The organism is Exiguobacterium sp. SH3S3, assembly GCF_004337115.1.
GTDB lineage: Bacteria > Bacillota > Bacilli > Exiguobacteriales > Exiguobacteriaceae > Exiguobacterium > Exiguobacterium aurantiacum_A.
Map to the genome: position 1 here is coordinate 20,722 of NZ_SJUU01000017.1, position 17,951 is coordinate 38,672.

18 protein-coding genes and 1 pseudogene are annotated in these 17,951 nt (G+C 51.9%); 7 read left to right on the top strand and 12 right to left on the bottom strand.

Annotated features, from left to right (window positions below; translation table 11 throughout):
- Window position 1: 1 nt before the first annotated feature.
- The 8 genes from EVJ28_RS13035 to recX all read right to left on the bottom strand — a co-directional run bounded on the left by EVJ28_RS13035 (window position 2) and on the right by recX (window position 9,158).
- Window positions 2-541 carry a helix-turn-helix domain-containing protein gene (locus tag EVJ28_RS13035; RefSeq protein WP_131456913.1) on the bottom strand — a complete coding sequence of 180 codons (540 nt, stop codon included), beginning with the start codon at window positions 539-541 and terminating at the stop codon, window positions 2-4.
- A gap of 162 nt (window positions 542-703) precedes the next feature.
- The gene (locus EVJ28_RS13040) at window positions 704-973 is read right to left on the bottom strand and encodes a YfhJ family protein (RefSeq protein WP_070328950.1); all 270 of its coding nucleotides are present in this window, start codon (window positions 971-973) and stop codon (window positions 704-706) included.
- The gene (locus EVJ28_RS13045; RefSeq protein ID WP_016509407.1) at window positions 970-1,284 is read right to left on the bottom strand and encodes a YfhH family protein; all 315 of its coding nucleotides are present in this window, start codon (window positions 1,282-1,284) and stop codon (window positions 970-972) included. The genes EVJ28_RS13040 and EVJ28_RS13045 overlap by 4 nt, the downstream gene beginning before the upstream one ends.
- A gap of 67 nt (window positions 1,285-1,351) precedes the next feature.
- Window positions 1,352-2,530 (bottom strand): RtcB family protein, encoded by a 1,179-nt coding sequence (locus tag EVJ28_RS13050; protein WP_131456911.1) that lies wholly within the window; start codon window positions 2,528-2,530, stop codon window positions 1,352-1,354.
- A 13-nt stretch (window positions 2,531-2,543) separates the two neighbouring features.
- A complete protein-coding gene (locus tag EVJ28_RS13055) occupies window positions 2,544-4,589 on the bottom strand; it encodes an ABC transporter ATP-binding protein (RefSeq protein WP_131456909.1) in 2,046 nt (681 codons plus the stop codon).
- 24 nt (window positions 4,590-4,613) lie between these two features.
- Window positions 4,614-6,338 carry an ABC transporter ATP-binding protein gene (locus EVJ28_RS13060; protein ID WP_131456907.1) on the bottom strand — a complete coding sequence of 575 codons (1,725 nt, stop codon included), beginning with the start codon at window positions 6,336-6,338 and terminating at the stop codon, window positions 4,614-4,616.
- Between the two features lie 315 nt (window positions 6,339-6,653).
- On the bottom strand, window positions 6,654-8,294 hold the full coding sequence (locus EVJ28_RS13065; RefSeq protein ID WP_131456905.1) for an L-lactate permease: 1,641 nt from the start codon (window positions 8,292-8,294) through the stop codon (window positions 6,654-6,656).
- A 51-nt stretch (window positions 8,295-8,345) separates the two neighbouring features.
- Window positions 8,346-9,158 carry a recombination regulator RecX gene (gene recX / locus EVJ28_RS13070; protein ID WP_236634170.1) on the bottom strand — a complete coding sequence of 271 codons (813 nt, stop codon included), beginning with the start codon at window positions 9,156-9,158 and terminating at the stop codon, window positions 8,346-8,348.
- Window positions 9,159-9,314: 156 nt separating this feature from the next.
- Here recX and EVJ28_RS13075 point away from each other — a divergent pair, with 156 nt between their 5' ends.
- The 5 genes from EVJ28_RS13075 (at window position 9,315) to EVJ28_RS13095 (ending at window position 14,397) form a co-directional block, all read left to right on the top strand.
- Window positions 9,315-10,223, top strand: coding sequence for a TIGR01777 family oxidoreductase (locus EVJ28_RS13075; RefSeq protein WP_131456901.1), 909 nt, complete (start codon window positions 9,315-9,317; stop codon window positions 10,221-10,223).
- 13 nt (window positions 10,224-10,236) lie between these two features.
- Entirely contained in the window at window positions 10,237-11,388 is a 1,152-nt protein-coding gene (locus EVJ28_RS13080) for an amidohydrolase (RefSeq protein ID WP_131456899.1), read from the top strand.
- Between the two features lie 199 nt (window positions 11,389-11,587).
- Window positions 11,588-12,154, top strand: coding sequence for a GNAT family N-acetyltransferase (locus tag EVJ28_RS13085; RefSeq protein ID WP_131456897.1), 567 nt, complete (start codon window positions 11,588-11,590; stop codon window positions 12,152-12,154).
- A 168-nt stretch (window positions 12,155-12,322) separates the two neighbouring features.
- The gene (locus tag EVJ28_RS13090; RefSeq protein ID WP_131489215.1) at window positions 12,323-13,012 is read left to right on the top strand and encodes a response regulator transcription factor; all 690 of its coding nucleotides are present in this window, start codon (window positions 12,323-12,325) and stop codon (window positions 13,010-13,012) included.
- Window positions 13,009-14,397, top strand: a complete 1,389-nt coding sequence (locus tag EVJ28_RS13095; protein WP_131456893.1) for a sensor histidine kinase — start codon at window positions 13,009-13,011, stop codon at window positions 14,395-14,397. Before EVJ28_RS13090 ends, EVJ28_RS13095 begins: the two co-directional genes overlap by 4 nt.
- A 25-nt stretch (window positions 14,398-14,422) precedes the next feature.
- Here the strand turns inward: EVJ28_RS13095 and EVJ28_RS13100 are convergent, their stop codons facing one another.
- On the bottom strand, window positions 14,423-14,710 hold the full coding sequence (locus tag EVJ28_RS13100; protein WP_131489217.1) for a hypothetical protein: 288 nt from the start codon (window positions 14,708-14,710) through the stop codon (window positions 14,423-14,425).
- A gap of 124 nt (window positions 14,711-14,834) precedes the next feature.
- Between EVJ28_RS13100 and EVJ28_RS13105 the strand changes: the two genes are divergently transcribed.
- Window positions 14,835-15,044 carry a hypothetical protein gene (locus EVJ28_RS13105; protein ID WP_070328939.1) on the top strand — a complete coding sequence of 70 codons (210 nt, stop codon included), beginning with the start codon at window positions 14,835-14,837 and terminating at the stop codon, window positions 15,042-15,044.
- A gap of 32 nt (window positions 15,045-15,076) precedes the next feature.
- Here EVJ28_RS13105 and cdd read toward each other — a convergent pair whose 3' ends face one another.
- From cdd to EVJ28_RS13120, 3 genes are all read right to left on the bottom strand, one after another.
- On the bottom strand, window positions 15,077-15,484 hold the full coding sequence (cdd, locus tag EVJ28_RS13110; RefSeq protein WP_016510463.1) for a cytidine deaminase: 408 nt from the start codon (window positions 15,482-15,484) through the stop codon (window positions 15,077-15,079).
- Between the two features lie 94 nt (window positions 15,485-15,578).
- Complete coding sequence (gene rlmD / locus EVJ28_RS13115) at window positions 15,579-16,955, bottom strand: 23S rRNA (uracil(1939)-C(5))-methyltransferase RlmD (RefSeq protein ID WP_131456889.1); 1,377 nt, start codon at window positions 16,953-16,955, stop codon at window positions 15,579-15,581.
- Window positions 16,952-17,161 carry a hypothetical protein gene (locus EVJ28_RS13120; RefSeq protein WP_016510454.1) on the bottom strand — a complete coding sequence of 70 codons (210 nt, stop codon included), beginning with the start codon at window positions 17,159-17,161 and terminating at the stop codon, window positions 16,952-16,954. The genes rlmD and EVJ28_RS13120 overlap by 4 nt, the downstream gene beginning before the upstream one ends.
- An 85-nt stretch (window positions 17,162-17,246) precedes the next feature.
- On the opposite strand from EVJ28_RS13120, the pseudogene yfkAB reads away from it, so the two are divergent.
- A pseudogene (gene yfkAB, locus EVJ28_RS13125) lies at window positions 17,247-17,828 on the top strand (radical SAM/CxCxxxxC motif protein YfkAB); the annotation flags it as partial.
- Between the last annotated feature and the right edge of the window lie 123 nt (window positions 17,829-17,951).

The following is a 17,951-nucleotide window of genomic DNA, read 5'->3' on the forward strand; positions in this document are numbered from 1 at the left end:
GTTATAAATACGAATGTGTGGCGACGACGAGACACTCGCTTGCGCCATCAAAATCGTTGACGAGCTGATGCGCGTCTGAGGCGACATAGTACAACGTCTCGCCCGATTTGGCGAAATACGTATGGTTCCCGAGTTTGAGGGCGACGCGGCCAGACAGTACGTAAACGAACGTTTCCGCGCGCGACGGCTCGTACCGTTTGAACTCCCCTTGTTTTGAGAACGTGAGCAAAATCGGTTCCATCTCTTTCTCATTGGATTCCGGGATGAGCCACTCCGTCCGGTATAGCCGATTCTCGTCGACATATACCGTGCGGTCGCCTTCCGTATAGACGACTTTTTGATTGATCTCCTCATCAAAGAACTCTTTTGGCGAGCATCCAAGCACTTCTAATAAGTCGAACAGCGTTTCTAGCGAAGGGGAACTCAAATCACGCTCGATTTGAGAAATGTAGCCTTTACTCAAATCGGTACGTTCCGCCAACTCTTCTTGGGTCAACCCTTTTTTGACGCGGAGTCGTTTAATGTTTTGACCGACTTCCAAACTGTGTTCCTCCTTCCCTTTCTAAGGAAAGTTTAGTGATACATGATACTCACTAAAGAAAGTTTATAAATACTCAACTCTAAAGCAAACAAATAGCGACCTTATTATAACCAACTGTACCACGTTTGCAAGCAAAAAATCACGCGAGGATCGCGTGATTTTTTAGTGGAGATCTCGTTTTGAAATCAGGTGTTTGAATTTTTCGTTTTTCGTTTGAAATAAGTGCAATTGCGCCCCGTACGCATCGATTTGTTGAACGACGTATTGGAATGACTTCGCTTCCCCTGGGTACGGTTCACCAGCGCGGGCGAGCGTCGTCTCAAAATCTTCCCACAACACCTCGACCCACGTTAACGCCTCGTCTTCATTCAACAAGTCGTTCTTATCTCTTAAGATTTCTGCCAACCGCTTGTATTGGTCTGATCGGTTCATACGCGCACCTCCGATAACTCAGAGAGCGGGATCGCATGTTCCATCGCTTCTCCTTCAAACGTTCCCCAACCCATGACGCCGTTGACAAACTTTAATCGGAACGGACGATTATTGTAGTTGACGATATACGTCGTACCTGGCTTGAACGATGCCGGATCAATCAAATAACTCTCCGCGATGGCGATGCGGCGAAGCACGACCTCAATCTCACTCACCATACCCATCTGTTCGGCTTTTCGTTTCCGCTCATGCAAGTCACGAATTTCTTGCTCGAGCTCATACTTTGATAACGCACTCAACCGTTTTTCCATTTCGTTCACCTCACTTGTAGCGTATCAGATTTTTCGAGTAAAAGAAAAAGGCGAAACTGAATAATGTTCAGTTCGCCTTGAAGTTATAAAGCGGTTTAATCAGTTGATCAATCGTGACGGCCGGTTCAATATAGCGCACAATCTCTTTCATCGATTTATAGACGAACGGCGATTCATCGATTGTCGACTTCCGAACCGAACTCGACCAGACGCCTTCCATCGACTTTTTGAATTCGTTAAAGTCGACGCGTTTTCGTGCCGCTGAGCGCGACATGATGCGCCCGGCGCCATGCGGACCTGAGAAGTTCCAGTCCGGGTTGCCTTTTCCGGTACAGATGAGCGACCCGTCACGCATGTTCATCGGGATGATGACGCGCTCTCCGGCTTTTGCGGAAATCGCCCCTTTTCTGAGGATCATGTCGTCGTGATCGATATAGTTATGCACCGTATCGAACTGATCGACGACGTTCCAGTTCATCGCTTCGACGATGACATCGGTCATCGCCAGTCGGTTACTTGCCGCGTATTGTTGGGCAATCCGAACGTCATGCATGTAGTCGTCCATATCTGCCCCTTCGACATAGGCGAGATCTCGCAATCCTTGTTTCGCCGTCTTCGCGTACTCGAGATAAGCTTGAATCTCACCTTCGCGTCCAGTTTCTTTCAAACGCTCGATCTCATTCTGTACTTCTGTCGTATCCATCATATGACGGATCGCTCGCTGCTGATAGTGTTCAGCAATTTGGACACCGAGGTGGCGTGAACCCGAATGGATGACGAGAAACGTCCGTCCATGATCATCACGGTTCACCTCGATGAAATGATTGCCCGAGCCAAGTGTCCCGACCGAGCGTAACGCCCGGTCTAGCTTATACGGGGCGCGAACGTCTTCTAGTGGAACCTTTGACGCGTACGAATGCGCCGACTCCCGGATGTTCATCCCACTCGGAACGAATTGACGAATCACATCGTCAAGTTTTTGAAAATCGATCCGCTTCACATTGATCTCGGTGCAAAGCATGCCACACCCGAGATCGACACCGACGAGGTTCGGTACGATTTTGTCGTGAATCGTCATCGTCGTCCCGACGACCGAACCTTTGCCGGCATGCATGTCGGGCATGATTCGAATCGCTGCCCCTTCCGTGAACGGTTGGTCGACGAGCGTTTGAATCTGTGCGCGCGTCATATCATCAATCCGTTCATTGAACACTTTAGCTTGATTATATTTGCCGATGATCTCCATAACGTTTCCTTTCTCAGCTGATCACTTGCTGTTTACTTTGCAACTCATGCATCCGGGCGTAAACACCACCGTCAGCGATGAGTGACTGATGATTCCCGCGCTCGATGATTTGACCGTGGTCGAGGACGAGGATTTGATTGGCCTCACGAATCGTCGACAATCGGTGCGCGATGACGAACGTTGTGCGTCCGTACGTGAGCGTCTTCAGCGCGTCTTGGATGAGCGCCTCTGTCTCTGAGTCGACACTAGCCGTCGCCTCGTCAAGGACGAGGATGGCCGGGTCAAACACGAGCGCCCGGGCGAAACTAATCAATTGCCGCTCTCCGCTCGAGAGTGAAGCGCCGCGCTCGATGACAGGCTCGTCGAGTCCTTGCGGCAGCTGCTTGACGAACCGATCGGCACCGACCGCCGTCAACGCTTGCCAAATCCGTTCATCGGGAATGGTCTCGTCACCGAGCGTCACGTTCGTCCGAATCGAGCCCGTGAACAAGAACGGGTCTTGCAGCACGATACCGAGATGGTCCCGAACGGCTTGCGTCGGAAGTTTCGTCACGTCCATCCCATCGATGCAAAGTTTTCCTGACGACGGGTCGTAAAAGCGCATGAGCAAGTTCATGATCGAACTCTTGCCGCTACCGGTATGACCGACGAGCGCGATCGTCTCACCAGGTGCCGCTTGAATGTCGATGTGTTTCAACACTGGTTTCCCAGCCTCATAGCTGAACGACACGTCGTCGAACACGACTTCGCCTTTAAAGCGCGGAATGCGCTCAGACGATACGTTTTCGCCTGTCTCATCGAGCAGTTGGAACATTCGGTCCGCCGAAACGAGCGCTTGCTGGAGCGGTGACAACTGGTTCATAATTTGCGTCACCGGCTCAAAAATACGGGACACATAATCGATGTAGGCGTAAAGTATCCCGAGCGTGAGCACACTGCCCGTTCCGAGCGTTTGCGCACCGACGACCCAAATGAGGAGCGCGAGTGCCATGTTGCGGAAGAAGTTGACCAAGTTGTGCGACATAAGAGCGTCGAGCTTCAACAGTTTCCGGCGTGTCTGGAAGTTGTCGCTGTTCTTGACGTCGAACTCATCATAGACGAGATCTTCCCGCACATACGATTGAATGATTGGCATCGTTTGGATGCTCTCGTTCAATTGTGCGTTCATATCGGCGACGAGCGCCCGGACTTTAAAGTTGTTCCGGGTCGAGAGACGCTGGAACAACTTCACCCAGACGATGACGACCGGGATGATGATGAGCGAGACGAGTCCGAGGCGGACGTCTAGGAAGAACATGGCGATCAAAACACCGATCATCATGACGACGCTTTGGAAGACGCGGGCGAGAACGCCCAAATACAAATCACGAATCGTCTCCGTATCGTTCGTGACCCGGCTGACGATTTTCCCGATCGGCGTCTGGTCAAAGTAACGGACTGGAATCGTCTGCAAATGCCTCATGACGTCAAGGCGCATCGTCTTGACGATTGTATGCGCCGAACGTTGTAAGAGCATCTGTTGCCCCCAGTTGAGACCTGCCGCGATGAACAACAGGACGACGTAGATGGCAGATAAGACGAAAACGGCCCGAAGATCCGTCTCATAAAACTGGAAGACGTCGGTCGAAGACAACGGCACGATGTTGTCGTACGTCGCTGTCTCCTCACTCCGCGTGATGGTCAAGGCGCCGTTATCGACTTCTCTGACCCCACCGCTCATGACGGCGTCCGGTACGAGATAGTAGCCTTCGGTCGTCTGAACGATCGAGACGGGACGGACGACGTCTTGCCCGTCCAACCGCGTCTCTTTCTCATAGTTATTGCCGTCAAACGAGACACTGCCCCCGGCCTCGACTTGAACCCAGTCGCGCTCGATGGCGACGATATGGTCATCGATGATGATTTTTGCGATATACGGTCCCGCAAGTTCTGCGCCGACCGCTAAAAAGAGTAGGATCAACCCGAGGAAAATCGAGCGCTTCACTTGTTTGGCATAGCCAACGAGTGAGCGAATCGTCTTTTTCCTACGGACCGGATCTAATTCGTGTTGATCGATCATAAGAGATTCCCCCTTTCGTACGGATTACTCCGTCTCTCCTTGTCGATTGAACTGTTCGAAATACCAACCGTGCTGTTTCATCAGTTGGTCATGTGTGCCGCGTTCCGTGACGCGACCGTCTTGCAAGACAAGGATTTGATCAGCGTGGGAAACGGCAGACAAGCGGTGCGCGACGATGAACGTCGTCTGTTCGGCACGGCTCGTCCGGACCGAATCGATGATTCGGGCTTCCGTTTTCGCATCGACCGCCGAGAGCGAATCGTCGAGCAATAAAATCTCTGGGTCTTTCAAGAGCGCACGCGCAATCGACAGACGTTGTTTCTGTCCGCCTGACAGCATGACCCCTTGCTCGCCGACGACCGTATCGAGCCCGTTCTCTAAATGCTCGATATCGGTATCAAACGCCGCAAGCCGAATCGCCGTCTCGAGGTCGGCTTCGGTCGCGTCATCGGCCCCGAACAAGATGTTGTCGCGGACCGTCTTCGAGAACAATAGATGTTCTTGTGACACGTAACCGCTCCAACCTCGTACCGTGTCGAGTTTAATTTGGTGAACCGGGATCCCGTTGACGAGCAACGAGTCGTCGATCGGATATTCGCGGATCAGCTGACGCAGGAGCGTCGTTTTGCCGGCCCCGGTCGGTCCGACGATTCCGATCGTTTCTCCGCGTGATACGTGGAGCACGATGTCTTCGAGCGACGGGCGGCTCGCACCCGGATAGCGGAACGATAACGATTTGAAGGTGATCTTCTCTGGCACGTCGACTTGCACCGTACCGTTCGAGACGACGTCCGGCGCTTCGTTCATCGTCGCTTCGATCCGCTCTAAGCTCGCCGTCCCGCGTTGGACGACGTTGATCAACTCACCGAACGCGTACATCGGCCAGATGAGCATCCCGAGATAAATGTTGAACGAGACGAGTTGACCGAGCGTGATGTCATTCGTAAAGACGAGGTACGTCCCGAACGACAAGCCGATCAAGTAACTCAAACCGACGAGCAGTTTGATGACCGGTTCGAATAAGACGTCAATTTTAGCGACGTGCATGTTTTTCGCCATGACGTCGTCGGTGATCGTATCGAACTTCTTCGTATCTGCCTCTTCTTGCACGAACGAACGGATGACGCGAAGTCCTGAAATCGATTCGACGACTTGGTCGTTCATAACGCCGAACGAATCTTGGGCCGCCGTGAAGCGGGCGTGAATTTGACGGCCGAGCTTATTCATCGACCAGGCGAGTAACGGCATCGGCAACAGTGCCGCGAGCGTCAATTTCCAATCGATGAACACCCCCATGATCGTCAATGCGATCAGCGTCATGTTGAACGAATCGACGAGCGTCATGACACCAAAGCCGGCCGTCCGTTCAACCGCTTTCAAATCATTTGTCGCGAGCGCCATCAAGTCCCCGGTGCGGTGCTGTTGATAAAACCGTGGCGTCTGTTTGAGCAAATACCCGAAGAATCGGGCCCGCAGTTTTTTCTCGAGCAGGAACGCCGTCCCGAATAGACGCGCGATCCACAAGTACGATAAAACGTACGATAACACCATGATGCCTAGCAGTGAGCCGACGATTGTGATGAGCCGTTCCGTCGTCAAACTTCCTTCGCGGATCGCATCGATCGCTTGCCCGATAATCCATGGCGGGAGCATATCGATGACCCCGGTAATGATGAGCAAAATGATCGCAATGACATACGTCCGTTTCTGCCTCTTAATAAACCAATCCAATTGTTTAATCAGTTTCACGACTGATTCCCCCTTCCGTCCTTTCCGAGCACGCAAAAAAGCGCACTCCACCTGATTGTGCAACCAATCGGATGAAGTACGCTTGAAAGTCTTCAGTCATTTGCATGGTCAGGGAAAAGACACTACCCCTATCCAGCTGCCATTTTACGCAGTCAAATACGAGTAGCCATATGATGTTGTGTGTGTGCGTTGTAGTGTAGTGATGTACTTCATCATGTTGGCTCCTCTCTCTTCATAGTTTGAAAATCTACTAAAACCTTAGCAGACTGTTCGGAAAATTGTCAATATTTTTTTGTAAAAATATTGTAACTTGTTTCAGTTTAAGAAGAACGTCGCGAGAATCATCCCGACGATCCCTGTTGCCGTCACGTAATAGATCATCGGCATGAGCGTGTAGCGAATGATCGTTCCTTCTTTACCGAGCAGACCCGCTACCGAAGCGACCGCGACGACGTTCAGCACACAGATCATGTTACCAGCGTTCGCGCCGGCCATCTGCATCGACAAGGCGAGCGTCTCACTCATCCCGACCGAATCGGCGACATTCGTCGTCAAGCTCGAGAACATCATGTTCGAGAACGTGGCCGATCCCGATACGAACGCTCCGAGCGCCCCGATCCACGGTGCGACAAGCGGCCAAACACCACCAAACGTGTCCGCTGCAGCCGTCGCGAGTTCGACTGGCATCGATGCGAGTCCAGCTCCGCCATTCTCTGAATGGATAAAGATTCGAACCATTGGAACTGACGCCGCAAGCGTGATTAACGTTCCGCCGATGCCGAGTGTCGTCGCTTTAAAGACCGACGTCACTTGCGACCAACTCATATTGTGCAAGAAGAACGTCGCAATCATCGTCAAGATGAACATGAACCCTGGTGAATAGAACGGCTCCCACGACGTCGAGATTCCTTCTACCCCTAAAATGTTCGGGAGGTCAATCCGGACACTGCGCGTCAACTCGTTCAAGAACGGGACCGTCCGTGTCAAGATGAGGAAGATCGTCAAAATCAAGTAAGGTGCCCATGCTTTCCACTGCGGAAGTTCACGTTTCCCTTTCCCAACTGTCGGCTGTTCAACCGGTTCGTCGAGCTCGTCGGCGTAACCGTCAAACGTCCAAATCCGTTTTGGCATGAGAATACCTTTTCGTGCCATCGCGACGAGAATCACAAGACCAGTCAAGCCACCGAGCATGCCCCCAAATTCAAATCCGAGGATGAGCGTCCAAATGTAAGCCGGAACGCTGTAGACGAGCGCCGCCACGAGGGCAATCGGCAGTACTTCGAATGCAGGTTTGACCGACTTCGCTTTACTAAAGAATCGAGTCAGCATCAAAATCAAAATGAACGGGATAAAAAGACCAACGAGCATATCGATCAATACCGTCTGTAAGACGACACTTGTCAAAAATTCGATTGATTCCGGCTTGCTCACATCGAGCGAGAGTCCGTTACCAATCCCGATCAAAGCCGGTGTCCCGACTGCACCGAACGTGACGGCCGATACGTCGGCCGACAAGGCGATTACAACAGCCGCGATTGGCGGGAAACCTAGTGCGATCAATAGCGGGGCCGCCACCGTCGCCGGTGTCCCAAAGCCTGAAGCACCTTCAATGAACGAAACGAACAACCAGCCGACGATGAGGACTTGAATCCGCGGATCCGGTGTGATGGTGACAAAACCGGAACGGATGGCGTTCATACCGCCGCCCTCTTTCATCGTATTCATCATCCCGATCGCGCCATACACGATCCATGCTGCCGTGATCGCGATGACGATTCCTTGTAACACCGCCGCTGTAATGCGGGTTGCATCAAGTTCCCAGACGAAGAACGCAAGTAGCGCTGTCAATAGGAGCGAGAGTGGCATCGCAACCGATGCTGGTAAACGCATAATAACCAATAATACAAGCACAGCCAAAATTGGCACAAGTGCTGTAATCCATTCAAAAATCGTCAATGTAGACCCACCTTTTCAGATTTTTTTCCCCTGCCGTAAATGAATTTCCCGTTATGTCTCTTGTTCAGCGAGTCGTTCTAAAGTCCGGTCAATCACCTCATACGGAAATCCTTTGCTCCGAAGCTGCATCTTCACGCGCTGTTTCCGCTCATATGGGGCATACCCGTTGTACTTCCGACTCAGTTTTTCAGCCTGCTTCAAGCAAGCCGAAAGCTCGACGTCCTCATCCTCGTTTTCCCAAAACGTAAGGATCGCCTCTGAAATGATATCAAACGTAAATCCTCTTTGCACCAGGGTTTGTTGAATTCTTTGTTGCACTTCTGTGGCGGAACGGCGATTCGTTTCCAGTTGTTTCCTATTTACGAACTTTCCGGCTTTCTCAAGTTGGTCTTCGTGCGAGATCGCAGCGATGACCTCTTCGATGATTTCAGGTGTGATTCGAAGCTGGACCAGTTCCCGCTTGATTTTGATCGGCCCGCTCGGACTCGTGTTAAACTTCGTTTGGGTGTAGGCTTTGGCGAATTCGGCATCGTTCAAGTAGCGTTGTTCAATCAATCTGTCAATCACGCGCTTGATGGCCGCCTCATCTATCTCTTTCTTCACGAGATAGTCACGGACCTCTGAAACGGCACGCATTCGGTACGATAAATAATTGACGGCTGCTTTGTATGCTTTCTGTTCTTCTTCGGCTTGAAGGACGTCACGGACAAAATCGTCTTCAAGTTCCATCCCTTTCGTCAATCCATATTTAATGAAGACGTCTAAATCGATGGCGAACGCGAACTCTTCTTGCCCGTCTTTCTCGATGAAGACGTTCAAGCGGTCCTTATTTTTCTTTTGAGCCGTAAACTTGCTGATTTTCATGAAACCCCCTCCTTTTCCTGCTTCTAACATATCACGTTCCCCTTTTCAGAAGGATTTTTGATAAGTTAAAAGAAAGGGTATTTATTTAATTAGCTATTGTATTTACCGTTATCATACCCGATTTGAAAACGCTTCAAGAATAATGGAGGGATTCACATGAAAATTGCAATCACCGGTGGTACCGGATTGATCGGTCGGCCGCTCGTTCGGGCGCTAGCCGAGGCCGGTCATCAAGTCGTCGTCTTGACGCGCCATCCGCGCCCACGTCAAGGAGGCATCTCGTTCGTCGAATGGTTGACGCCAGACAGCCGTCCCGAGACCGAACTCCAAGATGTCGACGCCTTTATCCACTTGGCAGGCGCCTCCATTAACGACGGACGCTGGACGCACAAACAAAAACAAGCCATCCTCCAAAGCCGTATCGATGGGACGAAAGAAGTCGTTCGCATCATCAAAAACATGAAGCAGAAACCCGACGTCGTCATCAGCGGGTCAGCGATCGGCATTTACGGCGAAGACCGGTCGATCACTTACTCGGAATCGACACCGCTCCCGGACCGGACCAACTTCTTAGGAAACGTCTGCGTCTTGTGGGAGAAAGAAATCGCGCCTGTCGCCGATATGGACATTCGTCTCGCCACGATGCGAACTGGTGTCGTCTTGTCAAACGACGGCGGCGCGTTCCCGCTCATGAAGCTGCCCTACACGCTCGGTGCCGGCGGACGGCTCGGTTCCGGAAAACAGTGGGTCCCTTGGATCCACATAGACGATCTCGTCCGCTTATTCGTCTACATCATCGAGACCGATTCGATACACGGACCGGTCAACGGGACGGCGCCGACACCAGTGACGATGGACGAGTTCGGAAAGACGCTCGGACAAGTGATGCATCGGCCGCACTGGGCCCCGGCTCCGGCCCCGATCCTCAAACTCGCACTCGGCGAAAAGAGCGTGATCGTACTTGAAGGTGCCAAAGTCGTTCCGACAAAAGCGCTCAATCACGGCTTCCGTTTTCGCTATGAGACGTTAGAACCCGCACTAAAACAACTACTGCATTTGACTTGAAAGGAGACAGCTCGTGAGTAATCTATTAATTCGTAACGCTCATATTTACCCGATCACCGCGCCAAACTTTTACGGGGACATTCGCATAAAAGATGGAAAAATTGTCGAAATGGCGGACTTGTTAGATCCAACGCACGGCGAGACCGTCATCGAGGCGGAAGGCAACTTCCTGTTCCCCGGTTTCATCGATGCCCACACCCATCTCGGACTGTATGACGAAGGGACGGGTTCCGTCGGGAATGACGCCAATGAGACGGTCGAAGCGATGACACCGCACGCCCGGGCCATCGACGGGGTTTATCCGCTCGATGAAGGCTTCCGTGAAGCGCTCATGGCCGGTGTCACGGCGGTCCAAGTCATGCCGGGTAGCATGAACGTCATCGGCGGAGTGACGAGCGTCATTAAAACGCACGGTCGCTTTATCGAGGATATGGTGTTACGCCGGTATGCCGGCTTGAAACTTGCTCTCGGCGAAAACCCGAAACGCGTCCACAGTATGGGGAAATCCGGTGAGTTGACCCGCATGGGCATCATGGGACTATTGCGAGAGGCGTTCCGGACCGTCGATTCGACGAAGACGATCGGTACGTTCGGGAGTCAGATGATCCAACTCGCGCTCGACCGGAAGATGCCGGTCCGTGTCCACGCCCACCGTGCCGACGACATTCTTTCGGTCGTCCGTTTCGCTCAAGAGTTCGATCTCGATTACCGGATTGAGCACTGTACGGAAGGTCACCTCGTCGCGGAGAAGTTACGTGAACTCGGCGTCAAACATGTCACCGTCGGACCGACGTTCACCCGTAAATCTAAAATCGAACTTCAAAACAAAACGTGGGAGACGTACCGTATCTTGCATGAACACGATATGATCGTCTCGATCACGACCGACCATCCATATACCCCGGTCCAATATTTGAATCTATGCGCCGGTCTTGCCGCCCGTGAAGGCCTTCCAGTCGACGTCGCCCTGCGCGCCATCACGATTCATCCGGCCCAGTCACTCGGGGTTGATGACCGCGTCGGGTCACTCGAAGTCGGCAAAGACGCCGACCTCGTCTTGTGGAGTCACTTCCCGCTCGACTACATGTCGAAGCCGATCATGACCATCGTCGACGGCCGCATCGTCTACTCGACGGATCGCTCGAAAACCCATCATGAAATGTGAGTAACCCCAGCCATGAAAGCGCTCTTTTATTTTTTTTGTGAAGTTACATTTTATTTGCTTGCTTTTTCAAAAAAAGTCTATAAAATAATCTTGTAACTCATAAAAGAGAGCAGCCAAGGCAAGTTCGAACAACGTAGCCAGAAGTATGCTTTCGTTACAACTATTCTTCAGCGGTCTGAACTAGGAGGAGGAATGTTTGGTGCTCAAATTTCGTGAGCTTACCGACTGCGCGGAGTTGTTCGAACTGATGCAACACCCAGATGTCTTTCCATATGTCCGTCAAAAGACGGTCCACTTTGACGAGTTTTTATTTAGCACGAAGCAAATCATCGAGCTAGAAGAGCAAGGAAACATCATCTCACGTACAATTACGAACGAGTTCGGTACCCCGATCGGGACGATCAGCTTGTTCGATGTGGAAACCGGTTACGGCTTCCTCGGTACGTGGCTTGGCAAACCGTACCATGGGAAAGGTTACAATCAAGTCGCGAAAGAAACGTTCTTCTCAGAGCTGTTCTTCGACCTTGATATTGAGAGTGTATTTTTAAAGATTCGTAAGGCAAATGAGCGTTCGATCGCGGCGGCGGCAAAACTTCCTTATGCGTTTTGCGCCGATGAGATCCGGCCCGATTTGTTAGCAGAAGTTAATAGCGGTGACGTCGAATACGTCTTGTATGAAGTGTCGAAGTCGAGCTTCCAGCTGTACTTGCATTCACTTCATGCGCCTGAGTTCGATCATTCGTACGAAGCCCAACTCGAAGCATAAGCCAATTCTGACAAAGAATTGGCTTTTTTGTGGCGTTTTTGTGTGGATTTGTTGAGGACAACTTTACGAGAATGAATAATTCTGTTCTAATTCGAAGAGATAGGTATGATAGAAGTATGAGGGAATTATCACATCCTTCGTTAACCGGTTTGTAAAGGAGAATGCCAGATGATAGAACCAGTATTTCGAATCTTAGTAACCGACGATGAGGAGCAGATGCGAGATTTGCTCGTTTCCAATTTAGAAAAAGAAGGCTATGAGACGGTCACCGCCACGAACGGCCTTGAGGCGATCGACTTGTTAAAAGAAAAGTCGTTCCACCTCGTCTTGCTCGACGTCATGATGCCCGAGCTCGACGGTCTGACCGCCTGCATGCGCATCCGTGAGTTTTCGAACGTCCCGATCATCATGCTGACGGCCCGGTCTGAAGAACTCGACCGGATTCACGGATTGAAGATCGGCGCGGACGACTACATCACAAAACCGTTCAGCCCGCGCGAACTGCTCGCCCGAATCGAAGCGACACTCCGGCGCACGCACAACTTCTCAAAAGAGCAAGAAGCCACGTTCGACGCCGGTGTCTTATCGATCGATATCGAAGGCCGCGCCGTCAGCGTGAAAGGCAAAACTGTCAACTTGACACGCAAGGAGTTCGATCTCCTCTACTTGTTCATCACGAACGAAGACAAAGTGTTCTCTCGGGAACAGCTCCTCGACCAGATTTGGGGTACCGAATACCACGGCAATCTCCGGACGGTCGACACGCACATTAAGACGCTCCGTCTCAAGCTCGGCGAAGCCGGTGGCTACATCCAGACCGTCTGGGGGATCGGCTACAAGTTCGAGGCGAACGTATGAAGCAATACACGATCCGGAAGCGGATTTGGATCACCATCTGGACGGCCAGCCTCTTCTCTGCGTTCGTGTTCATCATCATGACGTTTTACTTGTACGACAAGTTTTACATTCAGACGCAAGAAGAACTGCTGATCAACCGCGGAGAGAAACTCGTCACCATCTATAAGGCGGACGGCTTCTCCGACGCGTTCGCCGACAGCATGACGTACACGAACGAACTGACCGAAACGAAAGTGTTCCTCTCGTCCGTACGGGAAGATAGTCTCGGCTCCGGGAAGACGTTTTTACGCGAACAAGATCTCGCTCGTTTGCAAGACGGGTACGCCATCTCGGTCACGCGCAAGCACCCGACCGAGGATGTCGACATTCTCATGTCGGCGTTCCCGCTCATCCGTGACGGCGAACTCGATAATGCCCTCATCCTCTATATGGAGCTGAGTAAAATCAGTGAGCCATTCCAGCCGATCCGGCTGATGATCACGTTCTTGCTCATCTTGATGATTGTCAACTTGCTCATTTTCGGGACGCAAATCATCGACACGATCATTCAACCGCTCATCCAAATGAAGCGCGCTTCCCAAGTGTATGCCAAAGGTGACTTCACGCACCGCATCCCGATCGATTCCGATGACGAGATCGGTGACTTGGCCGAGACGCTCAACCGGATGGCCGAGTCGCTCGGACTCGTCGAGGAGCAGCGCAAAGAATTTTTGGCGAACGTCAGCCATGAGCTCCGGACCCCGCTATCTTACATTCGCGGGTATACCGAGATGCTGCAAGACCCGACGCTCGACGAGAAGACGCAAGCCCAGTATTACGACATCATCGAGAACGAGACGGAGCGGTTGCAACGACTCGTCAACGACCTGCTCGACCTCGCCCAGCTCGAACGCGATTCGTATCCGATGACGAAAGAACCGGTCGTGTACTCACAAGTGCTCGAAGACGTGTTATACCGGTTTGAACCGATTGCGCGCGCGAAAGGCGTCACCATCAAAGCGGATCTCGACTTTGACCTCATCATTCTCGGGGATCACGATCGCCTCGAGCAAGTCGTCGGAAACTTACTCGATAACGCCCTTCGTTATACGGATGCCGGCAAGTCGATCCATGTGAGGACGTTCGCGGAAGAGAACTATGCCATCACCGAGATTCGCGATGAAGGCCGTGGCATCCCGAAAGAAGACCTCGATCAATTGACGAAACGTTTCTACCGCGTCAACAAATCGCGGACGCGTGAAGACGGCGGTACCGGACTCGGGCTCGCCATCGCCAAGCACATCATGGAACGCCATGGCGGCTCGATGCATTTCACGTCCGAAGTCGGCAGCGGCACGACCGTGTCGCTTGCTTTGCCGCTCTTACCAGACGATGAAGACATATAAAAGAGGCAGCCGCGGCTGCCTCTTTTTAAATATCTTTACCTTTATAGGTGTCATCTGATTCGTTCATGAGCCGCTCGCGTTCGGCGTGTGTCTGCGGGAACCCGTTCGCTTGCCATTCGGCCCGGTTGTTCGAATCGAGTTGTGTCAGCCCTGCTTCCGCCTCGTCTTTATCGGAATCGACACTCTCCATCTTGTCCATCTTGCTCCACATGTTATCCTTGCGGTCTTGCGTCAACAGCGCTGCCACTTTCGGCGCGACCAGTGCAGTACCAGCCACACCGAGCACGATCCCCATCAATACTTTCTTATCCATCCAATACCCCTCCTTAGTCACTATGCACAGATAATTCCACTGTTCCCGAAACTTGAAACACTTTTCTAAAGCGTTTACACAAAATCAGGAAGTGGAATAACACTCAAAGAAGGAGGCGATGGAGATGAAGAAGCAGGAACAACCGTCAAAACGGCCGTTCGATAATCCGGACGCCGTCGATACGGACAAAGAGAGCATCTTTGACCAAGAAGGCATGGAGACGGTCGACCCGATCCCGGTCGAAGAACTGAATCAAAAAGTGAAAGACGAGAAACGAAAGCGCCACTCAAAAGACGACTCGGTCAGCGAGAAAAAATATGACGGCAACAAATAAGGATGCGGACAAAGTTGTCCGCATCCTTATTTTCATGTTAAGTCTTTTGGCGAGAAGCCGTATGGTAGCATTTCTTCTTTTGTCATCACTTTCGTCTCACCAGCCATGTTGGCCAAGATCAACGTGAAGTCGTCACTCGCAAACTCGGCGATGACTTGACGACAAGCGCCGCATGGCGAGATCGGGCCTTCCGTGTCTCCGACGACGACGACCGTGTCGATCGACTTGCTGCCTTCCGACACCGCCTTGAAGATGGCAGTCCGTTCCGCACACATCGACAAACCGTACGACGCGTTCTCGACGTTACAACCTAAGATTTCCTTACCCGTCTCATCGATGACGACGGCACCGACGTTGAACTTCGAGTAAGGTGTATATGCGCGCGACCGCGCGTCAATCGCCTTATGAACGAGCTCTTGAACTTTTTCATGTGGAATCATTGAATGTTCCTCCGCTTCTTGAATTTAAAAAAGAAGTCTGACATCTGAACTATAACGTGAAAACGTTTTCTTGACAAGCGTTTTCACGGTCCCGTCAATATTTTTTCTTCTTCTTTTTCTCGAAGACGACAATCGATTCGACGTGAGCCGTTTGCGGGAACATATCGTACGGTTGGACGTAGTTGATCTTATAATCAGCTTTCATGAGCTGATCCGCGTCGCGCACGAGCGTCTGCGGGTTACATGATACGTAGACGATCCGTTTCGCTTTCGAAGAAATCATCGCGTTTAGGAGCTGGTGGTCCACACCGGTCCGCGGTGGATCGACGACGATCACGTCAGGAATCCAACCGTCTTTCACCCAGCGTGGAATCCAATGTTCAGCGCGCCCCTCGACGTATGTCGCATGACTGTAGCCGTTCTCGCGCATATGGGCGTTCGCGTCTTCAACCGCTTCAGGCACGACTTCCATCCCGCGAATCTCTTTCGCGTGCGGTGCGAGCCAAAGTCCGATTGAACCGACACCGGCGTACGCATCGATGACGCGTTCTTCACCAGTCAGACCAGCTGCCTCGACGACTTCACGGTACATGACTTCGGTTTGGGCCGGATTTAGTTGGAAGAAAGCACGTGGCGACAAGTGGTAATGCACATCGTCTAGCTGCTCGTCCATCTTGTCTTGACCGGCGATGTGGACCGTTCGGTAACCGAAGATGACGCCCGACCGGTTCGAGTTGATGTTGATATGGAACGAGACGACGTTCGGCAATTCCATGATGCGGTCGCTGAGCGTATCCAAGTTCGGTACGTCCTCACTCCCGACGACGAGAACGACTTGAACGTCGTTCGTCTTGTAACCTGAACGGACGACGATCGTCCGGGCAAAACCGACGTCACGTCTCGCGTCATAGACCGGGATGTCGAGCTCGTTCAAAATACGGACGATGGCGTTGTTGACGTTCGTCGTATCACGTTGTTGCACCATGCAGTGCTCGATCGGCACGAGGTCGTTCGAGTTCGGCTTGTAGAGGCCTGAGACGATTTCGCCGCGTTGGACTGACAACGGGAATTGGGACTTATTGCGATAGTACCAAGGGTTCTCCATCCCTTTCGTCGGACGGATATCGGACTTATCGACGTTCAACTTCGTCTTCTGACGGAACGCGTTGCGGACGATGTCTTCTTTATAGTCCATTTGCAGACGTGAACTCATATGTTGAATCTGGCAACCGCCACATTCGTCATAAATCGGACACGGCGGTTTGACCCGGTCCGGCGAGTCGTTGTGTCGCTTCGTGACCCGCGCCTCGGCATAGTTTCGTTCGATGCGCGTGATTTCAATGTCGGCTCGTTCCCCTGGTAACAGGTTCGGGATAAAGATGACCATCCGATTGATCATCGCGATGCCCTCCCCGTTAATGCCTAACCGTTCTGCTTTCGTGCTTGCACGTTCTCCTACGATCAATTTCAATGTGTTTCATCCTTTCGAGATACTTGTTCTAAATCTTTGGCGTAACGTACGACTTTCGCACGTAAGGAATCAATATCAGCTAACAATCGATGCAAATCCTCTGGCGTCGTGAATTCGTCTAACGTGTTGACTGATAAGCACAGTAACTCCGTTCTCGATTTTAACACGTTCATTTTTCCTGCCGTATCTGTTCGTGATTTACCCATCTCATGATCGCTCCTTCGCTTAGTGACAAAGAGTTGTTATTATAGCATACTATTTCGTGTAACTTGACAAAAAGGTGGAATCCACATGCAAAACATCTCGACGACGTTCGATCCGTGGGAAGCGTATCTCGATCAAACCGAGTTCGGTCGACTCGTCCTCTCGAACGTCGAAGTGACGACGACGAAACTATGCAATATGCGCTGCGAGCATTGTGCGGTCGGCTATATGCTCGATCAAACGGAAGAACCCGAGGTCCCGCTCGAGCTGTTGATCTCGCGCCTCGACGAGATCGAGCACTTGCGCGCGTTCTCGATCACGGGCGGTGAGCCGATGCTGTCGATGAAGTCAGTTCGAAACTATGTCGTCCCGCTTCTACGCTACGCTAAGGAGCGCGGTGCCCGCACACAGATCAACTCGAACTTGACGTTGCCGCTATCTCGCTATCATCTTATTACCCCTTACCTCGACGTTTTGCACATTTCTCATAATTGGGGAACGGACGACGATTTCTTAGAGGGCGGTTTCGCGATGATGGACCGCAAGCCGAGCGAATCCGCTCGGCTCAAGATGCTTCAGACGATGAAGGACAATGCCCGAGCCCTCACGGCCGAAGGGGTCATCGTATCGGCCGAGACGATGATCAACAAGCGGACGATCCCCCATTTAACATAATTAAGCGAGAATTCTCCCACCTCTAAGCGTCTGGGGCGAAGCCCAGCGTAGGTGGGAGATGAATCGCCCGTACATAAACTTCTTGGCCACCCCTGTGACAGATATGACGAACATAAG